Origin of the sequence: Neobacillus rhizophilus (assembly GCF_018343535.1) — a bacterium.
In the GTDB taxonomy this organism is placed as follows: Bacteria; Bacillota; Bacilli; order Bacillales; family Cytobacillaceae; genus Neobacillus; species Neobacillus rhizophilus.
Genome location: NZ_JAGYPF010000001.1, coordinates 478758 through 494816, shown reverse-complemented (window position 1 = coordinate 494816; position 16059 = coordinate 478758). Strand labels below are relative to the sequence as shown.

The 16059-nt window shown below is 40.5% G+C and carries 14 protein-coding genes and 1 pseudogene; 13 read left to right on the top strand and 2 right to left on the bottom strand.

Annotated features, from left to right (window positions below; all coding sequences use genetic code 11):
- The first annotated feature begins 165 nt into the window (after nt 1–165).
- From KHA99_RS02375 to KHA99_RS02350, 7 genes and pseudogenes are all read left to right on the top strand, one after another.
- Nucleotides 166–456 (top strand): hypothetical protein, encoded by a 291-nt coding sequence (locus KHA99_RS02375; RefSeq protein ID WP_213115825.1) that lies wholly within the window; start codon nt 166–168, stop codon nt 454–456.
- Nucleotides 457–592: 136 nt separating this feature from the next.
- The gene (locus KHA99_RS02370; protein WP_213115824.1) at nt 593–2254 is read left to right on the top strand and encodes an AAA family ATPase; all 1662 of its coding nucleotides are present in this window, start codon (nt 593–595) and stop codon (nt 2252–2254) included.
- 216 nt (nt 2255–2470) lie between these two features.
- Nucleotides 2471–3100, top strand: a complete 630-nt coding sequence (locus KHA99_RS02365) for a hypothetical protein (protein WP_213115823.1) — start codon at nt 2471–2473, stop codon at nt 3098–3100.
- A gap of 84 nt (nt 3101–3184) precedes the next feature.
- Nucleotides 3185–4702, top strand: coding sequence for a hypothetical protein (locus KHA99_RS02360; RefSeq protein ID WP_213115822.1), 1518 nt, complete (start codon nt 3185–3187; stop codon nt 4700–4702).
- 209 nt (nt 4703–4911) lie between these two features.
- A pseudogene (locus KHA99_RS30620) lies at nt 4912–5060 on the top strand (Rieske (2Fe-2S) protein); the annotation flags it as partial.
- Nucleotides 5061–5508: 448 nt separating this feature from the next.
- Complete coding sequence (locus KHA99_RS02355) at nt 5509–5856, top strand: YrdB family protein (RefSeq protein ID WP_213115821.1); 348 nt, start codon at nt 5509–5511, stop codon at nt 5854–5856.
- Between the two features lie 129 nt (nt 5857–5985).
- Nucleotides 5986–6834 carry a VOC family protein gene (locus KHA99_RS02350; RefSeq protein ID WP_213115820.1) on the top strand — a complete coding sequence of 283 codons (849 nt, stop codon included), beginning with the start codon at nt 5986–5988 and terminating at the stop codon, nt 6832–6834.
- 116 nt (nt 6835–6950) lie between these two features.
- Here the strand turns inward: KHA99_RS02350 and KHA99_RS02345 are convergent, their stop codons facing one another.
- On the bottom strand, nt 6951–7682 hold the full coding sequence (locus KHA99_RS02345) for a FadR/GntR family transcriptional regulator (protein WP_249366396.1): 732 nt from the start codon (nt 7680–7682) through the stop codon (nt 6951–6953).
- Nucleotides 7683–7872: 190 nt separating this feature from the next.
- On the opposite strand from KHA99_RS02345, the gene KHA99_RS02340 reads away from it, so the two are divergent.
- From KHA99_RS02340 to msrB, 3 genes are all read left to right on the top strand, one after another.
- Nucleotides 7873–9264, top strand: a complete 1392-nt coding sequence (locus KHA99_RS02340; protein ID WP_213116869.1) for an FAD-binding oxidoreductase — start codon at nt 7873–7875, stop codon at nt 9262–9264.
- On the top strand, nt 9264–10238 hold the full coding sequence (locus KHA99_RS02335) for a bile acid:sodium symporter family protein (RefSeq protein WP_213115819.1): 975 nt from the start codon (nt 9264–9266) through the stop codon (nt 10236–10238). Before KHA99_RS02340 ends, KHA99_RS02335 begins: the two co-directional genes overlap by 1 nt.
- Before the next feature lie 249 nt (nt 10239–10487).
- Nucleotides 10488–11444, top strand: coding sequence for a peptide-methionine (R)-S-oxide reductase MsrB (msrB, locus tag KHA99_RS02330; protein ID WP_213115818.1), 957 nt, complete (start codon nt 10488–10490; stop codon nt 11442–11444).
- Between the two features lie 253 nt (nt 11445–11697).
- Here msrB and KHA99_RS02325 read toward each other — a convergent pair whose 3' ends face one another.
- The gene (locus tag KHA99_RS02325) at nt 11698–12225 is read right to left on the bottom strand and encodes a hypothetical protein (RefSeq protein ID WP_213115817.1); all 528 of its coding nucleotides are present in this window, start codon (nt 12223–12225) and stop codon (nt 11698–11700) included.
- A 248-nt stretch (nt 12226–12473) separates the two neighbouring features.
- Between KHA99_RS02325 and KHA99_RS02320 the strand changes: the two genes are divergently transcribed.
- Genes KHA99_RS02320 through KHA99_RS02310 form a run of 3 tightly spaced genes read left to right on the top strand, consistent with a single transcriptional unit; the run spans nt 12474 to nt 15922 of the window.
- A complete protein-coding gene (locus KHA99_RS02320; RefSeq protein ID WP_213115816.1) occupies nt 12474–13166 on the top strand; it encodes a response regulator transcription factor in 693 nt (230 codons plus the stop codon).
- A complete protein-coding gene (locus KHA99_RS02315; protein WP_213115815.1) occupies nt 13144–15372 on the top strand; it encodes a sensor histidine kinase in 2229 nt (742 codons plus the stop codon). The genes KHA99_RS02320 and KHA99_RS02315 overlap by 23 nt, the downstream gene beginning before the upstream one ends.
- Nucleotides 15326–15922, top strand: a complete 597-nt coding sequence (locus KHA99_RS02310) for an RNA polymerase sigma factor (protein WP_249366395.1) — start codon at nt 15326–15328, stop codon at nt 15920–15922. Before KHA99_RS02315 ends, KHA99_RS02310 begins: the two co-directional genes overlap by 47 nt.
- Nucleotides 15923–16059 lie beyond the last annotated feature (137 nt).

The window sequence follows — 16059 nt, the reverse complement described above, 5'->3', positions numbered from 1 at the left end:
CAGAATTTCCCCAATCGTACATCTTTGGATATCTTTGCTAAGTCATGAATTCTACCTACTTAAATATCTTGTCTAATTTTAAACTATTTTGTTTATAATTAAATTTTTCACTATTCTCACCAGCTAATTCTGCACGAATATTATGTAGTAAGGAGGTGATGAATAATGTCTTTTGCACTTGCAGACTGGATGCTCTATACGTTGTGGGCTGCTTTCGGACTTATGCTTATTGATTTTCTGATAGCTTTTGTAAAATCATTTTGGAAAGGCTCATTCAGCCCAACATTAGTTTTAGACTATCTTAAGGATGTCCTCTACTTCATCTTCCCATTAAATATCCTCATTTCAATGCTCTCCATAGACCCGTCAGGATGGATACTGGTAACCTTCTATTTTATTGGCGGTATCGCCATTTCTCTCAAGTATTTATTTGATATATATAAGAAATTTAAATAATTTGGTTTATAGAAATCCTCCCTTTTCGGAGGGTTTTTTTGATGAAAATATTTCTTCATGCCCGACACCTTTCTTGTCAACATGGAAGCCTACTTTTCATAAAATATTCCACAAATTTAAGAAGGGATGTGAGACCTTGAGGAACTATCAGTGGGTCAAATGGCGGAAAATTATCCTCTGGGTTGCGGTTTTCGTGTTTTTAGTCATGCTGTTGGTAAAAGGAGGACCCGCAGCATGGAATATCGCGATAACTATTTTAGGTTTTGTCTTCCAATTGTTTTTTGCCATGATGTTTATGATTATTCAGTTTGTTGCTCTATTTTGGTTTCTGGCCAGGGGGAGAACCTATTGGATCTTGCCAGGTGAAACAGGTTCCTCTTGGGATGATTATCGGGGAAACCCTGAAATTGTAGAAAATGCCAAGCGTATTGTCACCCTCCTTAAAGGTGTGAAGGAATTTAAGGAAATGGGGGGCGAAGCTATAAGGGGATTATTGCTTTGCGGACCGCCCGGGACAGGAAAATCTTACTTGGCCCAAGTCATAGCGAATGAAGCACAAGTACCATTCGCCTATGCATCTGCCCCTAGCTTTCAAAATATGTTCTTCGGTGTAGGAAACCTTAAAGTCATGGGTTTGTATAAAAAAGCAAGAAAACTTGCCAAATTATATGGCGCCTGCATTATCTTCATCGACGAAATTGATGCCATCGGAATGAGCCGTCAATCAGGCGGCGGAGGCGGCGGAATGATGGGAGGGATGATGGGTATGGGCGGCGCAGGCCTTTTAAATGAGCTCCTTCTGCAAATGGATCCCCCGAATATTGACAGCTCCTGGTTTGCCAAGCTTCTGCGCACGCTAGGGTTAAGGCGTAAAAAGGCTGAACGGCCTCCGGTTTTGACGATTGGAGCGACCAACCTCCCGGATGTTCTTGACCAAGCGCTGCTCAGACCCGGCCGTTTCGACCGAAAGCTTTGGGTCGATTCCCCTGATTATGATGGTCGGGTAGACGTCTTCTTATATTATCTTCAAAAAATCAAGCGTGATAAGTCGCTGACTCCAGAACGTGCTGCACTAGACACCATCGGCTATAGTCCAGCCCAAATTAAGCATATTGTCAACGAATCAATTGTCATCGCTCACCAGCGCGGGGCACAGGTTTCCAGCTATGAGGATTTCCGAAACGCAATGGAAACATATGAATGGGGGCTCAAACAGCCGCTTCGTTCAATGAGTGAAGATGAAAAACGCAATGTTGCTTATCACGAGGCTGGTCATGCAGTGGCACAGTACCTGTTGAAACCGCATGAACGTGTTTGGAAGGTTACCATCATTCGGCGTGGCGGTGCCCTCGGTCTTGCGGCCACGAAACCAACCCATGAAAGATATAACCGAAGTGACAGTGAAATTCTTGCGGAAATTCAAGTATGTCTCGCTGCCAGGGCAGTCGAGGAAGAATTCCTCGGGAAAAAATTAAATGGCGTCACATCTGACCTGCGGCAGGCGACAGAGCTTGCCGGTGCGTACCTCGGTATTGTTGGAATGGGAGATGAATTGTTCAGTTGGCTTGCCTTAGGGTCGAGAGCCGATGGCTTAAGAGCACTTCGTACAAAAATAAACCAGCTGTTAAAGGATGAAATGACCAATGTGAAAAAGCTGGTTCTTGAGAATGCTGCCTTCGTCCACGCCATTGCAGAAGAACTGCTTAAGCGGGGCGATTTAACAGGGGATGAAATTGAGCAAATATATACAGGCCTGAATGGCCAACAGAGCTTGGGAATGCCAGAGGTTGGGGCATAATTTTAAAAAATAAGAGGCCAGTTAATCATTTGATTGACTGGTTATTTTAATTTGTAGTTGTCGACGGTTTAAAAATGATGTTGAAATTTTTGGAAAAAAAACAACTATCATGTAAGCGCTGACAAATAGTACTCTTAGACTATTAATTGTTTTACATTCCTAGGTATTTTACCATTTACCTAGGAGTTATTTCGTATTTTTCAAGGGGGAAAGTGGATGAAAAAGAAGTGGTTTTATACCGTAGCATTAGCCGGGTTAATTGCTATTCCATTATCGGGTTTTAGTTCGGATGCAAAGAGTAAAATGAAGATTATGCCAAATCAAATCACGTTAGAGAGTGGAGGAACTAGTGTTCCGTATAGTTTGATACCTAATTTCCCATCATTTTATCATCAGCCAATGGATGGGATCATTTCAGGGGCGCTTGGCTGTGTTCCCGATAAACATGAGTTTAACAAGAGTACTCCGGGTGAGCACATTGTTTTTACCGCGGGGATAGGTGAATTTAGTACTGAAGAACAAGCATTAGCCTTAAATGATGATTTTACCATTTATGTTGAGATTACTAGTAATGGTCAAAGGGTTTTAGAATTGCCTTTTGAATATCATAGAGCACCTGATGGAACAACAGTTGACCCGAATACCAAAAAGCCATTTTGGGTAAGTGCTCTTTACTTCAAAAGTATAAAAGAGGGGCCAATTGAGAGAAAGGGTATTGACCTCCCAACAGGAGAGTATAACTACAAATTTAAAGTAAAGGTAAATGGCAAAAACGGCCATATTCTTGATGTCTGGGTACCAAAAAATCATAAATTCACGATTATCGACGCCACTGATACCAATTAATAAACTTGACTCGAGATGAGGAGCAGAACGGAGCTCCTCGTTTCTTTGAATATCAGAGTTTAATATATTTAGAGGAGTTAAAACATGAATAAAAACAGGAAAAAATATAATATTTATCTCGGCCTAGTCTTCATTCTCTTATTTGTGATATCTGGCTGCAGCAGTACCAATACAGCAAAGGAATCTTCTGAAAATAAGAGTGGAACGATAGAAACTAAAAAGGATCAAACAAAACAGGAAACGCAGCCTGTTTTACCTGGTGAAATCATCCTTTCAACGGAAAAAGGAGTGGTTGGAACACCGGTACAGTTTACGATAAAGGGGCTTGAACCGAATACAGATACAAAGCTTGAATGGAAAACCGTTGAAGGTAAATACGATTTGAAGGGGTTGTATGAATTTACCGGCGTTTCGTTTAAGGATAAGGTGGTACCATTAACAAGCGGTAAAAGTGATGGGAATGGACAAATGGAAGGAGACTTTTCGGTTCCGAGTGGATTCGGCGGAAACCACACCATCTATGTCAAACAAGGGAATAAATTAATGACACAAGCAAACATCCAGGTAAATCCAACTTTTAAAATGTCACCTGAATCGGGACCAATTGGCACTGAAATCACCATTACTGCTGACGGAATTGGTTATGCGGATATGGAAAGGAACTGGCAGTTAACATATGATAATAAGTTTACTGGACTTCTGACCGCCATAACTACTGATGGAAAAGCTGTCGCCAAGATGCGCGCATCGGGTGGACTTGGAAAGCATACTTTGACGATTTGGCATGGTTACTTAGGGATGGCTTATATAAATCATGAACAAGCCCCAACCTCTTATTTACCGGTCCCATTTTTCACATTTACTGTAACTGATGAAAAAATCGATAAAACTCAGCGAGTTGAAGCGATTCCAACTGCTGCAGATGGCGGGGTTGTGATGCCTGAGCTAAAAAATGAATCAGGAGTTAAAGTAACCCTGGATAAAGATTCCGGAGTGGTGGGAGAATCAGTAAAAATGAGTGCAAGCGGCCTGCCAAAAAATCAAAAAATAGATCTAGTTTTTAATACAATGAGAGGAAGCCGTGTTTCCGGAAATGGATTTGGTGAAAAGCAATTAGATTTATTTTCGATTCAAACTGATGACCAAGGTTCATTCACTAAATCATTTCCAGTTCCCGATGACTTAGGAGGAATCCCGCACCGAATTGATTTAAAAGTAAATGGAAAAATTTATGGACAGACCTACCTAAGCATTACTCCGTCTATTGTAAAAATGACACAAACTTCAGGCCCTGCCGGAACCCCAGTCCAGATAGAGATAAAAGGGGTAGGCTGGACTGAATATGATAATACCTATAATATCACTTATGATAATGCTTACGTAGGTTACGTCTGCGGCTTTAACACTGCCGGAACAGTAATTGTAAACATGGTTGCTTCAGGCGAACCAGGATACCATATTATTGACTTTTACCCGGGAATTTATAGAGGAAAACAACAGAAGCCTGATATCTACCTTGCACCGCAGTTGACCTACGGAGAAGATCATCCAGGCAGTTCAATACCGGCAATCCGTTTAGGATTTGAAGTTACTAATCCTTAAAACTATTTCTACCTAAAGTTAAACTTATAAGACAGAACCTGCCTGTAAATAATAATGGTAAAGATGTATATCTCATCTTTTAAAAATGAAAATATCCTTTACGCTTTTTGTATTTTGGTATGTGCTTGAAAGAGGTAAGCCAATAAGCAGTGAAATATTGAAGGAGCATTCTCTTTTATGGAAAAAGGGATGCTCCTTTATTTATTTAAATTAGCGGTGAGTTAGTATTTTTCCGATGCATGATTGGAAAATTTGTTTGCAAGATGGTGTAGTTCAAAAGCCAGATATTGGCTGTGTGAAAAGCTATCAAACAATTATAGAAGGGGAAGATGTATTTCTTCTTATTGATGAAGGATAATTGGGAGCAGGAGAGCCTCGCCCAAAAAATGGTGGAGCTCTCTTTAAATTGTCCAAAGGGAACAATCCAAAAATTATCCAAGTTATATCCCCTCATCTTTCAGAGTAGAAAAAGGCATTGAAAAAAATAAAAATAGCAATGGAATTTGGATGAGCATTTGGCCCATCATGGAATCTTCAAGTTCTGTTCTAACAGTCAGTCTACATAATATTATTATCGATAAAACTAAGGGGGATATTCCAGTTCATCTTCGTTCCCACTTTAAAATGAAATTTCTTGCTTAAGTTCTTCCAACACTAAAAGTTTTTAATTAACTTAAAACAAAATTTATAGCAAGGGGAGATTAAAACCTCTTGATAAAACTAATATAATTAGTTAAAATATTAATATAGGTAGTTTTTTGGAAGATGTGTAAGTGGATAATCCAAATGAACGGGGGATTTTGTAAATGAGCTTGCTTGCCGGTCTGCAGTCAATTAATATTGCGTTGCGATTTTTGTTAGAACTTTGTTCTCTTTTCGCAGTGGGTTATTGGGGGTATAAAACTGGAGAGAGTCTTGTTGTTCAATGGATTCTAGCGGTTGGCGGCCCTTTAGTTTTGGCTGTAATATGGGGACTGATGGGATCCCCAAAAGCACCGATAAAATTATCTGAACCTTTTTATTTTATTTTGGAGATCATTGTGTTTGGCCTGCCAGTCTTATTGCTTGCTCTACTTGGAAAAAATGAGCTTGCTTGGTTTATAGGGATTGTTGTGGTAATAAATAAAATTTTAATGATTATATGGAAACAATAATGGGGCGAAGTTTATCTCCTTTTTCAATGAATATATCCTTTACACTTTTTGTATTTTGAGAATATCTCCAAATCGAGATAATAATTTTTGAAAATAAAACTTAAAATAAATAAAAAAGGATTGAGGCAAATGGAAAAATTCCATCAGAAACCTAATGTTTATGTCGGAGAAGTTAGCATAAACGTAAAAAATCTGGATTACTCGCTTACTTTTTATCAGAATATTATTGGTTTGCAGATATTGGAAAGATCAGACGGCCGTTCGGTTTTAACAACTGATGGAAAAACCCCGTTATTAACACTGGAGCAGCCTAAAGATGTTATTCCGAAGGTGGAACATACCTCCGGTCTTTATCATTTTGCAATTCTCTTGCCAACGCGTGCGGATTTATCAGTGTTTTTACGCCATTTGCTTGAGTCCGGTTACCCGTTAGGCGCTGCTGATCATTATGTAAGTGAGGCATTGTATTTAAACGATCCTGACGGAAATGGGATAGAAGTTTATCGGGACCGTCCTTCAAGTGAATGGAACTGGAACAACGGACTAGTTTCCATGGCCACAGAACAGCTGGATGGGAATGGTATTCTGGCAGAAAGTAATGCGGAATGGACTGGTCTGCCTGCGGGAACGATCATGGGTCATATTCATCTTCATGTTGGGGATTTGAAAAAAGCGGAAGAATTTTATACTAAAGGTTTAGGTTTTGAAATTGTAAGTTATTATCCGCAAGCAGTATTCCTGTCGACAGGAGGGTACCACCACCATATTGCAATCAACACTTGGCAGGGGGAAGGGGCGCCGACACCACCACGAAATAGTGTGGGACTTAATTGGTATACTCTTGTTTTTCCGGATGAAGCAGCGAGGGAAGATGTTGTAAAGCGGGTTCGTGAGTTGGGCGCATCGGTAAGAAAAGAAGATGGATTTGTAGAGACTAGTGACCCGTCTGGAAATCGGATTCGAATGGTTTTAATATAGATAAAGGAACCGCTACCTTGAATTTCCGTAAACCCTAAAAAAATAAAATGGATACCGTCCTAAAGCGTAATAAATAACCTTCCAATCATGTGAATTGGAAGGTTTATATAAGGTATTTAATTATATCTGTTCTGCTCTAAGAAAAATTCAGTCATCTCTTTTCGTATCTGAGAAATATGTTTTTCCATCAGCTGTTTGGCTAGAAGGGAGTCTCCTGTGGCAATGGCTAAATAAATTTGTTTATGTTCATCAAACGTATCTTCTACACTTTCGGAATCAGTCAAACGCAATTTCCGGGTAGCCCGAATGGTATCTTCCATACGTTCGCTAAGCGACTGAATCAACTGGAGAAAGATAGAGTTATGGGAAGCGCGGACAATATTCTTATGGAAATTGACATCTGCTCGAAGCCCAAGTTCCACATCATCATTGGAATTTCTCATTAATTCCAGTGAATCAAGGATTTGCTCCAGGTCATCGGTTGTGGCTCTTAGTGATGCCAAAAAGGCGCATTCTACCTCCAAAACGCGGCGTAGCTCAAGCATTTCAAATATTAATTTTTTTTTATTATTTACGATCGAGAAGGAAAAATCACTCTTCGAATCAGGAATAGGGACTGCTTTTATGAAGGTCCCGCTGCCTTGTCTAATTTCTATAAACCCTTCAATCTCCAGCTTCCGCAATGCCTCTCTTACCGATGTCCGGCTGATATTAAAAAAACCCGCAAGTTCTCTCTCCGTTGGCAGCTTTTCTCCTGGAGGAAGTTTTCCATTTAAAAAAGATTCTTTTATTTGATCAATGACCACTTCATATGCTTTTTTCCTTGGCTGCTGCATGTCTTTTTTCATCCCTCTCAATTTCACCAACCATCATAATATTATCATACAAAAATTTTTTCAGCAGTTACAATTTTATAATTCAAAATGGTTGATTTTTTCAGACTATTCACTATAATAAATTAAAGGTTGGACCAATTTCAAGTGATTAAAAATTGGTATGACCTATTGCGTAGAAATTTAGAGGAATCAGGTGAAAGTAATGTTAACAACCGAAGAATTGGTAGCTTCGCTGAAAAGTGTGTTACCAGCTGAACAAGTATCCATCAATGAAACGATTAGAGAGCAGCATGGCAAGGATGAATCGTATCATACCCCAAGCTTGCCGGATGTAGTTGTTTTTCCTGCTTCGACAGAAGAAGTAAGTAAGATATTGAAACTGGCTAGTCAATACAAAGTACCGGTCGTGCCATTTGGAAGAGGAACCAGCTTAGAAGGTCACATCATTCCATATGACCACGGAATTACGATAGATTTTTCTCTTATGAACAAGGTTTTAGAAGTAAGGGAAAATGATTTCCTCGTGAGAGTACAGCCGGGAGTTACGCGCACCCAGTTAAATAAAGAACTCAAAAAATATGGGCTGTTTTTCTCCGTTGACCCGGGAGCGGATGCAACCTTAGGAGGTATGGCAGCAACGAATGCCAGCGGAACGACAGCAGTCAGATATGGAGTGATGCGCGACCAAGTCCGTGATTTAGAGGTTGTTCTTGCAGACGGCACGGTGATACATACTGGTAACTTAGCGGAAAAATCTTCATCCGGCCTGCATTTAAACGGATTGTTTGTCGGGTCTGAAGGAACGCTCGGCTGCTTCACTGAGTTAACGTTGCGTGTCTACGGTATTCCGGAATATGTGATGGCAGCGCGAGCATCATTTCCGTCCGTCCAGAATGCCGTCTCGGCTGTGGTTGGCATTTTACAGGCAGGAATTCCTGTAGCACGAGTGGAGCTTGTCGACGAACCCTCTATGAAACAAGTAAACTTGTTTAACGATACGAATTATAAGGAACAGCCAACATTGTTTATGGAATTTCACGGAAACGAGGCAGGCTTAAAACAGGACGTGGAATTTATGAAGGAAATCGTCGCCGACTATCAGTGTGAAGGCATTGAATATGAAACCGATCAGGCTGCGTTAAACCAGCTATGGGAAGCCCGTCATAATTTGGCCTATGCTTTTATTCACGGCTATCCTGGTAAAAAAATGATGACAACAGATGTTTGTGTACCCATTTCAGATTTGGGAGCAGCCATTGATAATGCAAGAGAGGCTTTAAATAAATTAGATTTGCCAGGAGGCATCGTGGGGCATGTCGGTGATGGCAATTTTCATGCGCTCATTATGATTGATATGAATAACCCTGAAGAAATTAGAAAATCAGAAGAATTCAATGAAGTCATCGTGATCGATGCTCTTGAACGAGGCGGTACTTGTACTGGAGAACATGGAGTCGGAGTAGGAAAGCAGAAATATCAGGAGCGGGAGCACGGACAATCGCTGCAGGTGATGGAAAGAATCAAACTGGCTCTGGATCCAGAAAACCTCTTGAATCCAAATAAACTTATCAAAGTGAAGCGGGAGTTAGTCTGATGAAAATATTGGAATCTATTAGTTCGATTGCTGGAAAATATTTTGCCGTGTGGGTAATTTTAATTGCGGTTATTGCATTTATTGTACCTGCTCCGTTTTTAGTTTTTAAAGGATATATTACTATCTTATTGGGCGTAGTTATGTTTGGAATGGGTCTGACATTAAAAGCAGTTGATTTTAAACTGGTAATTACCAATCCTATTCCGGTCATTATCGGGGTTTGTGCGCAATTTGTTATCATGCCGATTACCGCTTTTTTAATTGCCTATTTCATGAATTTACCAGCTGAATTGGCTGCAGGGCTTGTTCTTCTAGGGTCCGTCCCAGGCGGAACGGCATCAAACGTCATGGTTTACCTTGCAAAAGGGAATGTTCCACTTTCGATTACGATGACTTCCATTTCCACACTTTTGGCACCGATCGCAACGCCAGCCATTTTCTTGTTGCTTGGCGGTAAATGGATGCCTGTTGATCCGATGGCGATGTTTATGTCGATCGTTCAGGTCATTATTTTTCCAATCATCTTAGGGATTGTTATTAGGAAATTTCTTCCGAAGGTTGTGGATAAAAGTATCACTGTATTACCGTTGATATCAGTTGTTGCGATTATCTTGATTGTATCAGCAGTTGTTTCGGGTAGTGCTGATAAAATTGCTTCTGCGGGACTGACAACTTTTGTAGCTGTAATGCTTCACAATGCGTTTGGCCTGCTGCTTGGTTATTTAACCGCCCTTGTATTGAAGCTTGATGAGGGGAATCGCAGGGCTATTTCAATTGAGGTTGGCATGCAAAACTCCGGTTTGGGTGTAGCGCTGGCAACAGCCCATTTTGGCCCACTAGCCGCCATCCCAAGTGTCTGCGGCGCAGTTTGGCACAATATTACTGGACCTATCCTTGCAACGTATTGGTCGAAGAGACCTGCTGATCAGGGGCAAATGAGCAGCGGTAAGGATCAGGGAAAAAAGGTTATTTAATGTAGGGAGGCACCTTTTGGTTTAGGTGCCTTTTCTTTATTTATTTTGCGGTTGGAAAGTATTTTGTTAAAAGTGGAAAGTATAGTGGTTAGTTTGGAAAGTAAATGTTTCATTTTGGAAAATAAAAGCCTTAATTGGGAAAGTATTTCTACATATTCGGAAAGTATTTGTAAGAAATGGTAAAATTAAAATCTGTCAGTCCTTTTGATACAATTAGTAATAGTAATAAATTCAAGGAGGGAGATCCAAATGTCTCAACAACTCGAAAAAGCAACCTTCGCTGGCGGCTGCTTTTGGTGCATGGTATCGCCGTTTGATGAACAGCCTGGGATTAAAGAGGTCATATCCGGCTACACTGGCGGGCACAAGGAAAATCCCACTTATGAAGATGTACGCTCAGATTCGACCGGACACTATGAAGCAGTTCAAATTACGTTTGACCCGTCAATATTCCCCTATGAAAAATTGCTCCATATTTTTTGGCGGCAAATCGACCCGACTGATGCCGGTGGGCAATTCAGTGACAGAGGCGAGTCTTACAAGACGGCAATTTTTTATCATAATGATATTCAAAGGGAGTTGGCTGAAGCATCAAAGGCTGAACTGGATACGAGCGGCCGCTTTCAAAAGCCGATTGTCACTGAAATTATGCCGGCAGGCCCGTTTTATTTGGCTGAAGAAAAGCACCAGAATTATTATAAGAAAATCCCTTTTCACTATAACCATTATTTCGAAGCTTCCGGCCGGGCAAAATTCATTCGTGAAAATTGGAAGAAACGCAAAAGCGACGAAGAACTTCGTCAAGTGTTAAAACCGCTCCAATACGAGGTAACCAGGAATAACGCTACAGAACCACCATTTCAAAACGAATATTGGGATCATATAGAGGATGGAATCTATGTTGATATCATTTCGGGAGAACCGCTCTTCAGCTCGACTGATAAATATGATGCAGGCTGCGGCTGGCCAAGTTTTACTAGGCCATTGCGTCGTATCGAACTCGATGAGAGGTTTGATACCTCGCATGGACTTCGGCGGATTGAGGTCCGTGCGAAAACCTCAGACTCGCATTTAGGACATGTATTTGATGACGGTCCTGGACCGGACCGGGCTCGGTATTGCATAAACTCGGCTGCACTTCGGTTTATTCCAAAGGAAAAGCTGGAGGAGGAAGGATACGGAGAGTTTAAGAAATTGTTTAATTAGGCAGTATTATCTATTTAAATGAATATAACGCTTGAGGCAGTGTTGACCTACCATTCCGATCGTTATGAGCACTCTCATAACGACTGAGGCAGTTAAAAAAAGTCGGTTAGGGTCGTTATGAATGATTAATATACCCGAAGTAGTTGAGAAAATCCGTTCCCGGTCGTTATAGAGCAGGTAAAAGGCTATGTTAACAACCACATCTCCCTAACTGCATCTCTTTCATTAAATAGTTTCGCTTTAAATTTGAATTTTACTTCCAGAAATCCTTTTTCCATCGTGTACAGTCCGGTTCAAAGTAGGAGAGCGTTTCTAAAAGGGAGGTAATTTCGCAGGCCTCGATTTCAATGACGTCACTCTTATGACACAAGGCATCGAGGCCATGCTCAATCGAAAGCAGGCAGTGATCGAATCTTATGCAATAATAGGATTGGTTTTCTTTTTCATTGCCAGGGATAATCTCTAATAACGGCTCACCAAGGAGTGGATGAATATCTTCCTTTGAATCAAATCGGATACGATCAAATGTCAATTTCTCCTCATCAAACACCTCCCAAGTCATACCTTCCGACTGCTGCCACTCAAATAGTGTACGTAAAATATTTTCATAGATGTCCGCAAAATGCTCCTCTACATAAATCAAAGTATGATGATCTGCTTCAGTTAGGGGATTTGTGCTATCAACAAAGCAGCGTAATGAAAATTTCTCATCATCAAATCGTCTAATACTAATCCGCCCTTCCCAACACCTATATTGATCAGAATAATATAATCCCTCCATATAAACCTCCCACTGAAAAATATTAGAAACCCTCTATCTTTTTATACTTCAAAATATTACCAATTATCAAGAGAGAGGTTTATTCTTTGAAAAAACATTGGTATCCTTAGAATGGTAGATTTGAATTATTTACCCTCTTTTGCCAATTTCATAAAACCTTAAGAAATTCTTAAGATTTATCCTGACTTGAATTTAAGATTTGCTGTTTACGATATAGACATGTTGAAGCAAGAAAGAAGGCGAGAGAATTGAACAATTATTTTGTGCTGGTCGTCGATGATGAAAAGGAAATTCGCGATGCCATCGAAATTTACCTCAAAAATGAAGGAATCACTGTCCTCAAGGCTAAGGATGGGATTGAAGCGCTTGAAATATTAAATGAACACACTGTGCACCTGATTATCCTTGATGTCATGATGCCTCGGCTTGATGGGATTTCTGCAACCTTTAAAATCCGCGAAAAACAAAATATTCCTATCATTATTTTAAGCGCGAAAACCGAGGATACAGATAAGATTTTGGGCCTTCAGGTCGGTGCGGACGATTACGTAACCAAGCCTTTTAACCCGATGGAGCTTGTCGCCCGCGTGAAATCTCAGCTGCGAAGGTATGTCACATTAGGTACATATGGCGGAATCAAAAAAGTAATTGATTTAAATGGTCTTACCCTAGACCAAGAAGCAAAAGAAGTGACGGTACATGGGGAGCCGGTCAAGCTGACGCCGATAGAATATAAGATTGTCGAGCTGTTGATGACCAATGCTGGCCGGGTCTTTTCTATTGATGAAATTTATGAGCGGGTCTGGAAGGAGCCAGGCTACAATGCGGAAAATACAGTGGCGGTTCACATCCGGAAAATCCGTGAAAAAATTGAAATCGATCCTAAGAATCCTAGATTTCTAAAGGTGGTGTGGGGCATTGGCTACAAAATGGAAAAGTAGTATTTTGATCTACCTCTGGGCTTTTCTGTTAACGTTCTCGTTGAGCGGCATTCTGACCCTTTTTTCCACGGGAACTAAATACATGAACCGTGACTTTTTCCATACACCGGATTTTAACAGTGAGCTTGATCAATTTGCCGGGTATTTAAGCATGTTTGAGCTAAATGAGACAACGCCGGATGAGGCTAAAGCCGCCATCACTGTTACGAAAGACGAAATTGATGAGCATCGGTACCGCTATGGCGGTTTAGATCAGCAAATCTCGAACATCCGGGCTCAATATGAATCTCGTATTCAAGACGCTCAAGCAGCGAAAAATGATGATATTGCCAATGCCTTAATTAAAGAAAGAGACGCTAAAATAGAGGACATCAGCAACAATTTTGCCAGCGATGACTGGGTAAAGCCAAAGGTGGTCAAAGAAAAAGAAACGAAAATTGACGAGTATTTTAAGAAAAGAGACCAATTCAAGTATGATTTTTTAAGATACCAAAAAGAATTTACCTACTATTTTAAAGATCCGGAAACTGGAAAAGTTTATAGCAATCAAAATAATGATAATCAGCTTAAACAAAAAGATATGCTTTATCTAACCGATTTTAGCATAACAAATGATTACTTCATTCACTATGGTCCCGGTGGGTATGAGGACTTGGCCGATGTGTTGGGAGTCAACACACAAAAAACACTGGAAGGTCAAATCGGAATTGCCAAAACGCTGTCCGCATCGTCCCCTCTGATGGATCAGTACAAGGATTTTAAACGCAATCAGCTGATTGTTCTGAGTTACTGCCTGGCAGGCATCATCGGCTTGCTGTTAAGCCGTTATTTTTCAAAAAAAATAACGGCTGTAAACGCGCAATTGGAAAGTTGGCGGTCTTACTATAACAAGCTTCCGATTGATATTAGAGTGGGACTTTTTCTGCTCACCGCACTTTTGGCCGTAATATTTATCTTTGTAGTCAATGACAATTTTTATAATATCTATAACAATCTCTATATATTAGCCACCGAAATTGGAATTGGACTGCTAGGGACATCCATTTTTGTAGCTTTCGCTTATGTACAGTGGAAATTTCTACTGGTGGATTTGAAAAGTTGGACTAGGCTGAAGGCAGAATGGCAGAAGAGTTTATCGGTTAAAACATGGCGCAGCGGTAAGAAAGTTTTCAAAAGCGTCCGGACGACCATAGTTGAAGCATTTCTTGATCAAAGCACAGGAACGCAGATTTTCATTCTGCTTGCCGCCGTGTTTTTCATCGGCGCAGCAGCTTTGATGGTGGCGATTAATCCTATTTTTGTCGTCTTTTATATTTTGCTGTTAGCAGTAGCAGGGTTTCCACTTGGAATGTTTTTGTTTAAAAAAGTGGGTTACTTTAATCGTATTTTCCAAAAAACAAATGAGCTGGCGGCTGGAAAACTTGGGGAGGACCTTAATGTAACAGGGAAATCCGTTTTGGCCACATTGGCAGGCAATATTAATGTACTGAAGCAGGGTGTGAAGCACTCTCAGTCCGAGCAGGCCAAGAGTGAACGATTAAAAACGGAACTTATTACAAACGTCAGCCATGATCTTAGGACGCCTCTGACCTCCATCATTACCTATACGGAATTATTAAAGGGCAATGATGTGTCGGAGGAGGAAAAGTCAGCATATCTCGAAATAATTGACCGAAAATCAAAGCGATTAAAGGTGTTGATTGATGACCTGTTTGAGGTATCAAAAATGGCAAGTGGCAGTGTTGAGTTGGTAAAGGAAAAAGTGGACCTTGACCAGCTATTGCAGCAGGCCCTCGCAGAATATGATGAAACGATTCGTGCATCCAGTCTGCAATTCCGGGTTAACCAAGCAGGGCAGCCGATTTATGCCCTTGTCGACGGCCAGAAGCTGTGGAGAGTTTTTGATAACCTAATTGGCAATATCCTGAAATATTCGCATGAAAATACACGTGTCTATATTTCCATTAAAACTGTGGAACATCAAGCCCTCATCACGTTTAAAAATGTCTCCAAATATGAGCTGAGCGATAATGTCGATGAGTTGTTTGAACGTTTCAAGCGCGGCGATACCTCCCGCCATACAGACGGGTCAGGTCTCGGTCTTGCCATTGTCAAATCAATTATCGACCTTCATGATGGGAAATTGGATATTGAAGCGGATGGCGATTTATTTAAAGTCATTATTACTTTGCGGCTTGCGGATTAAGCGCAGGAAAAAAATAGCGTTAGAAAGGGAACGGGAGATGGAACTGGATTTCACAGAGCTTTATTCGCTCTATTATAAACGGTTGTTTGTGATTAGCTATTCCATTACGAGAGACCGGTATCACGCCGAAGATGTCGTTCAAGAAACGTTCATTAAAGCGTTAAATAAGGCGGGAACGATTGAGGAGCAAGGAAAAATGGGAGCTTGGCTATCGGTGATTGCAGCCAGAACCGCCATTGATTTTATCAGACGTGAGAAAAGAAAAAAAGCTGTCCCTTTTGAACACGATTTGCTTGAACTTATGGGCAAAGAAACAAAACAGAATGTGGAGCAGGAAGTTGAGACAGGTTTGCTTTTTGAAGAGATCAATGAGGCAATCGGGACGTTGCCATATGAGCAACAGGAATTACTGATGCTTAAGTTCACAAAAGGTTTAAAAGAAGAGGAAATCGCAAATGTACTTCAATTGAATCCAAACACGGTAAAAACAAAGATCTACCGGGCCAGAAAAAAACTTAAGCTATTGGTTTTTGAAACGAAAATTGCATAAATTAATTGCCGCTGTCGATGACGGCGGTGTTTTATTTTGCCTAAAAGTTTGATAGTTCACAACAAAAAAACAACTGCATTTTTCTGTAGCAAAAAGGAAAATATGGAATCAAATAGAATAATAATATTATCATTTAA

What these genes read in the sequence shown, in the direction of transcription:
- KHA99_RS02375 (WP_213115825.1), top strand. Translation starts at nt 166, where the DNA reads ATGTCTTTTGCACTTGCAGACTGGATGCTCTATACGTTGTGGGCTGCT.
- KHA99_RS02365 (WP_213115823.1), top strand. Translation starts at nt 2,471, where the DNA reads ATGAAAAAGAAGTGGTTTTATACCGTAGCATTAGCCGGGTTAATTGCT.
- KHA99_RS02360 (WP_213115822.1), top strand. Translation starts at nt 3,185, where the DNA reads ATGAATAAAAACAGGAAAAAATATAATATTTATCTCGGCCTAGTCTTC.
- KHA99_RS02355 (WP_213115821.1), top strand. Translation starts at nt 5,509, where the DNA reads ATGAGCTTGCTTGCCGGTCTGCAGTCAATTAATATTGCGTTGCGATTT.
- KHA99_RS02350 (WP_213115820.1), top strand. Translation starts at nt 5,986, where the DNA reads ATGGAAAAATTCCATCAGAAACCTAATGTTTATGTCGGAGAAGTTAGC.
- KHA99_RS02345 (WP_249366396.1), bottom strand. Translation starts at nt 7,682, where the DNA reads ATGAAAAAAGACATGCAGCAGCCAAGGAAAAAAGCATATGAAGTGGTC.
- KHA99_RS02340 (WP_213116869.1), top strand. Translation starts at nt 7,873, where the DNA reads ATGTTAACAACCGAAGAATTGGTAGCTTCGCTGAAAAGTGTGTTACCA.
- KHA99_RS02335 (WP_213115819.1), top strand. Translation starts at nt 9,264, where the DNA reads ATGAAAATATTGGAATCTATTAGTTCGATTGCTGGAAAATATTTTGCC.
- msrB (WP_213115818.1), top strand. Translation starts at nt 10,488, where the DNA reads ATGTCTCAACAACTCGAAAAAGCAACCTTCGCTGGCGGCTGCTTTTGG.
- KHA99_RS02325 (WP_213115817.1), bottom strand. Translation starts at nt 12,225, where the DNA reads ATGGAGGGATTATATTATTCTGATCAATATAGGTGTTGGGAAGGGCGG.
- KHA99_RS02310 (WP_249366395.1), top strand. Translation starts at nt 15,326, where the DNA reads ATGGCGATTTATTTAAAGTCATTATTACTTTGCGGCTTGCGGATTAAG.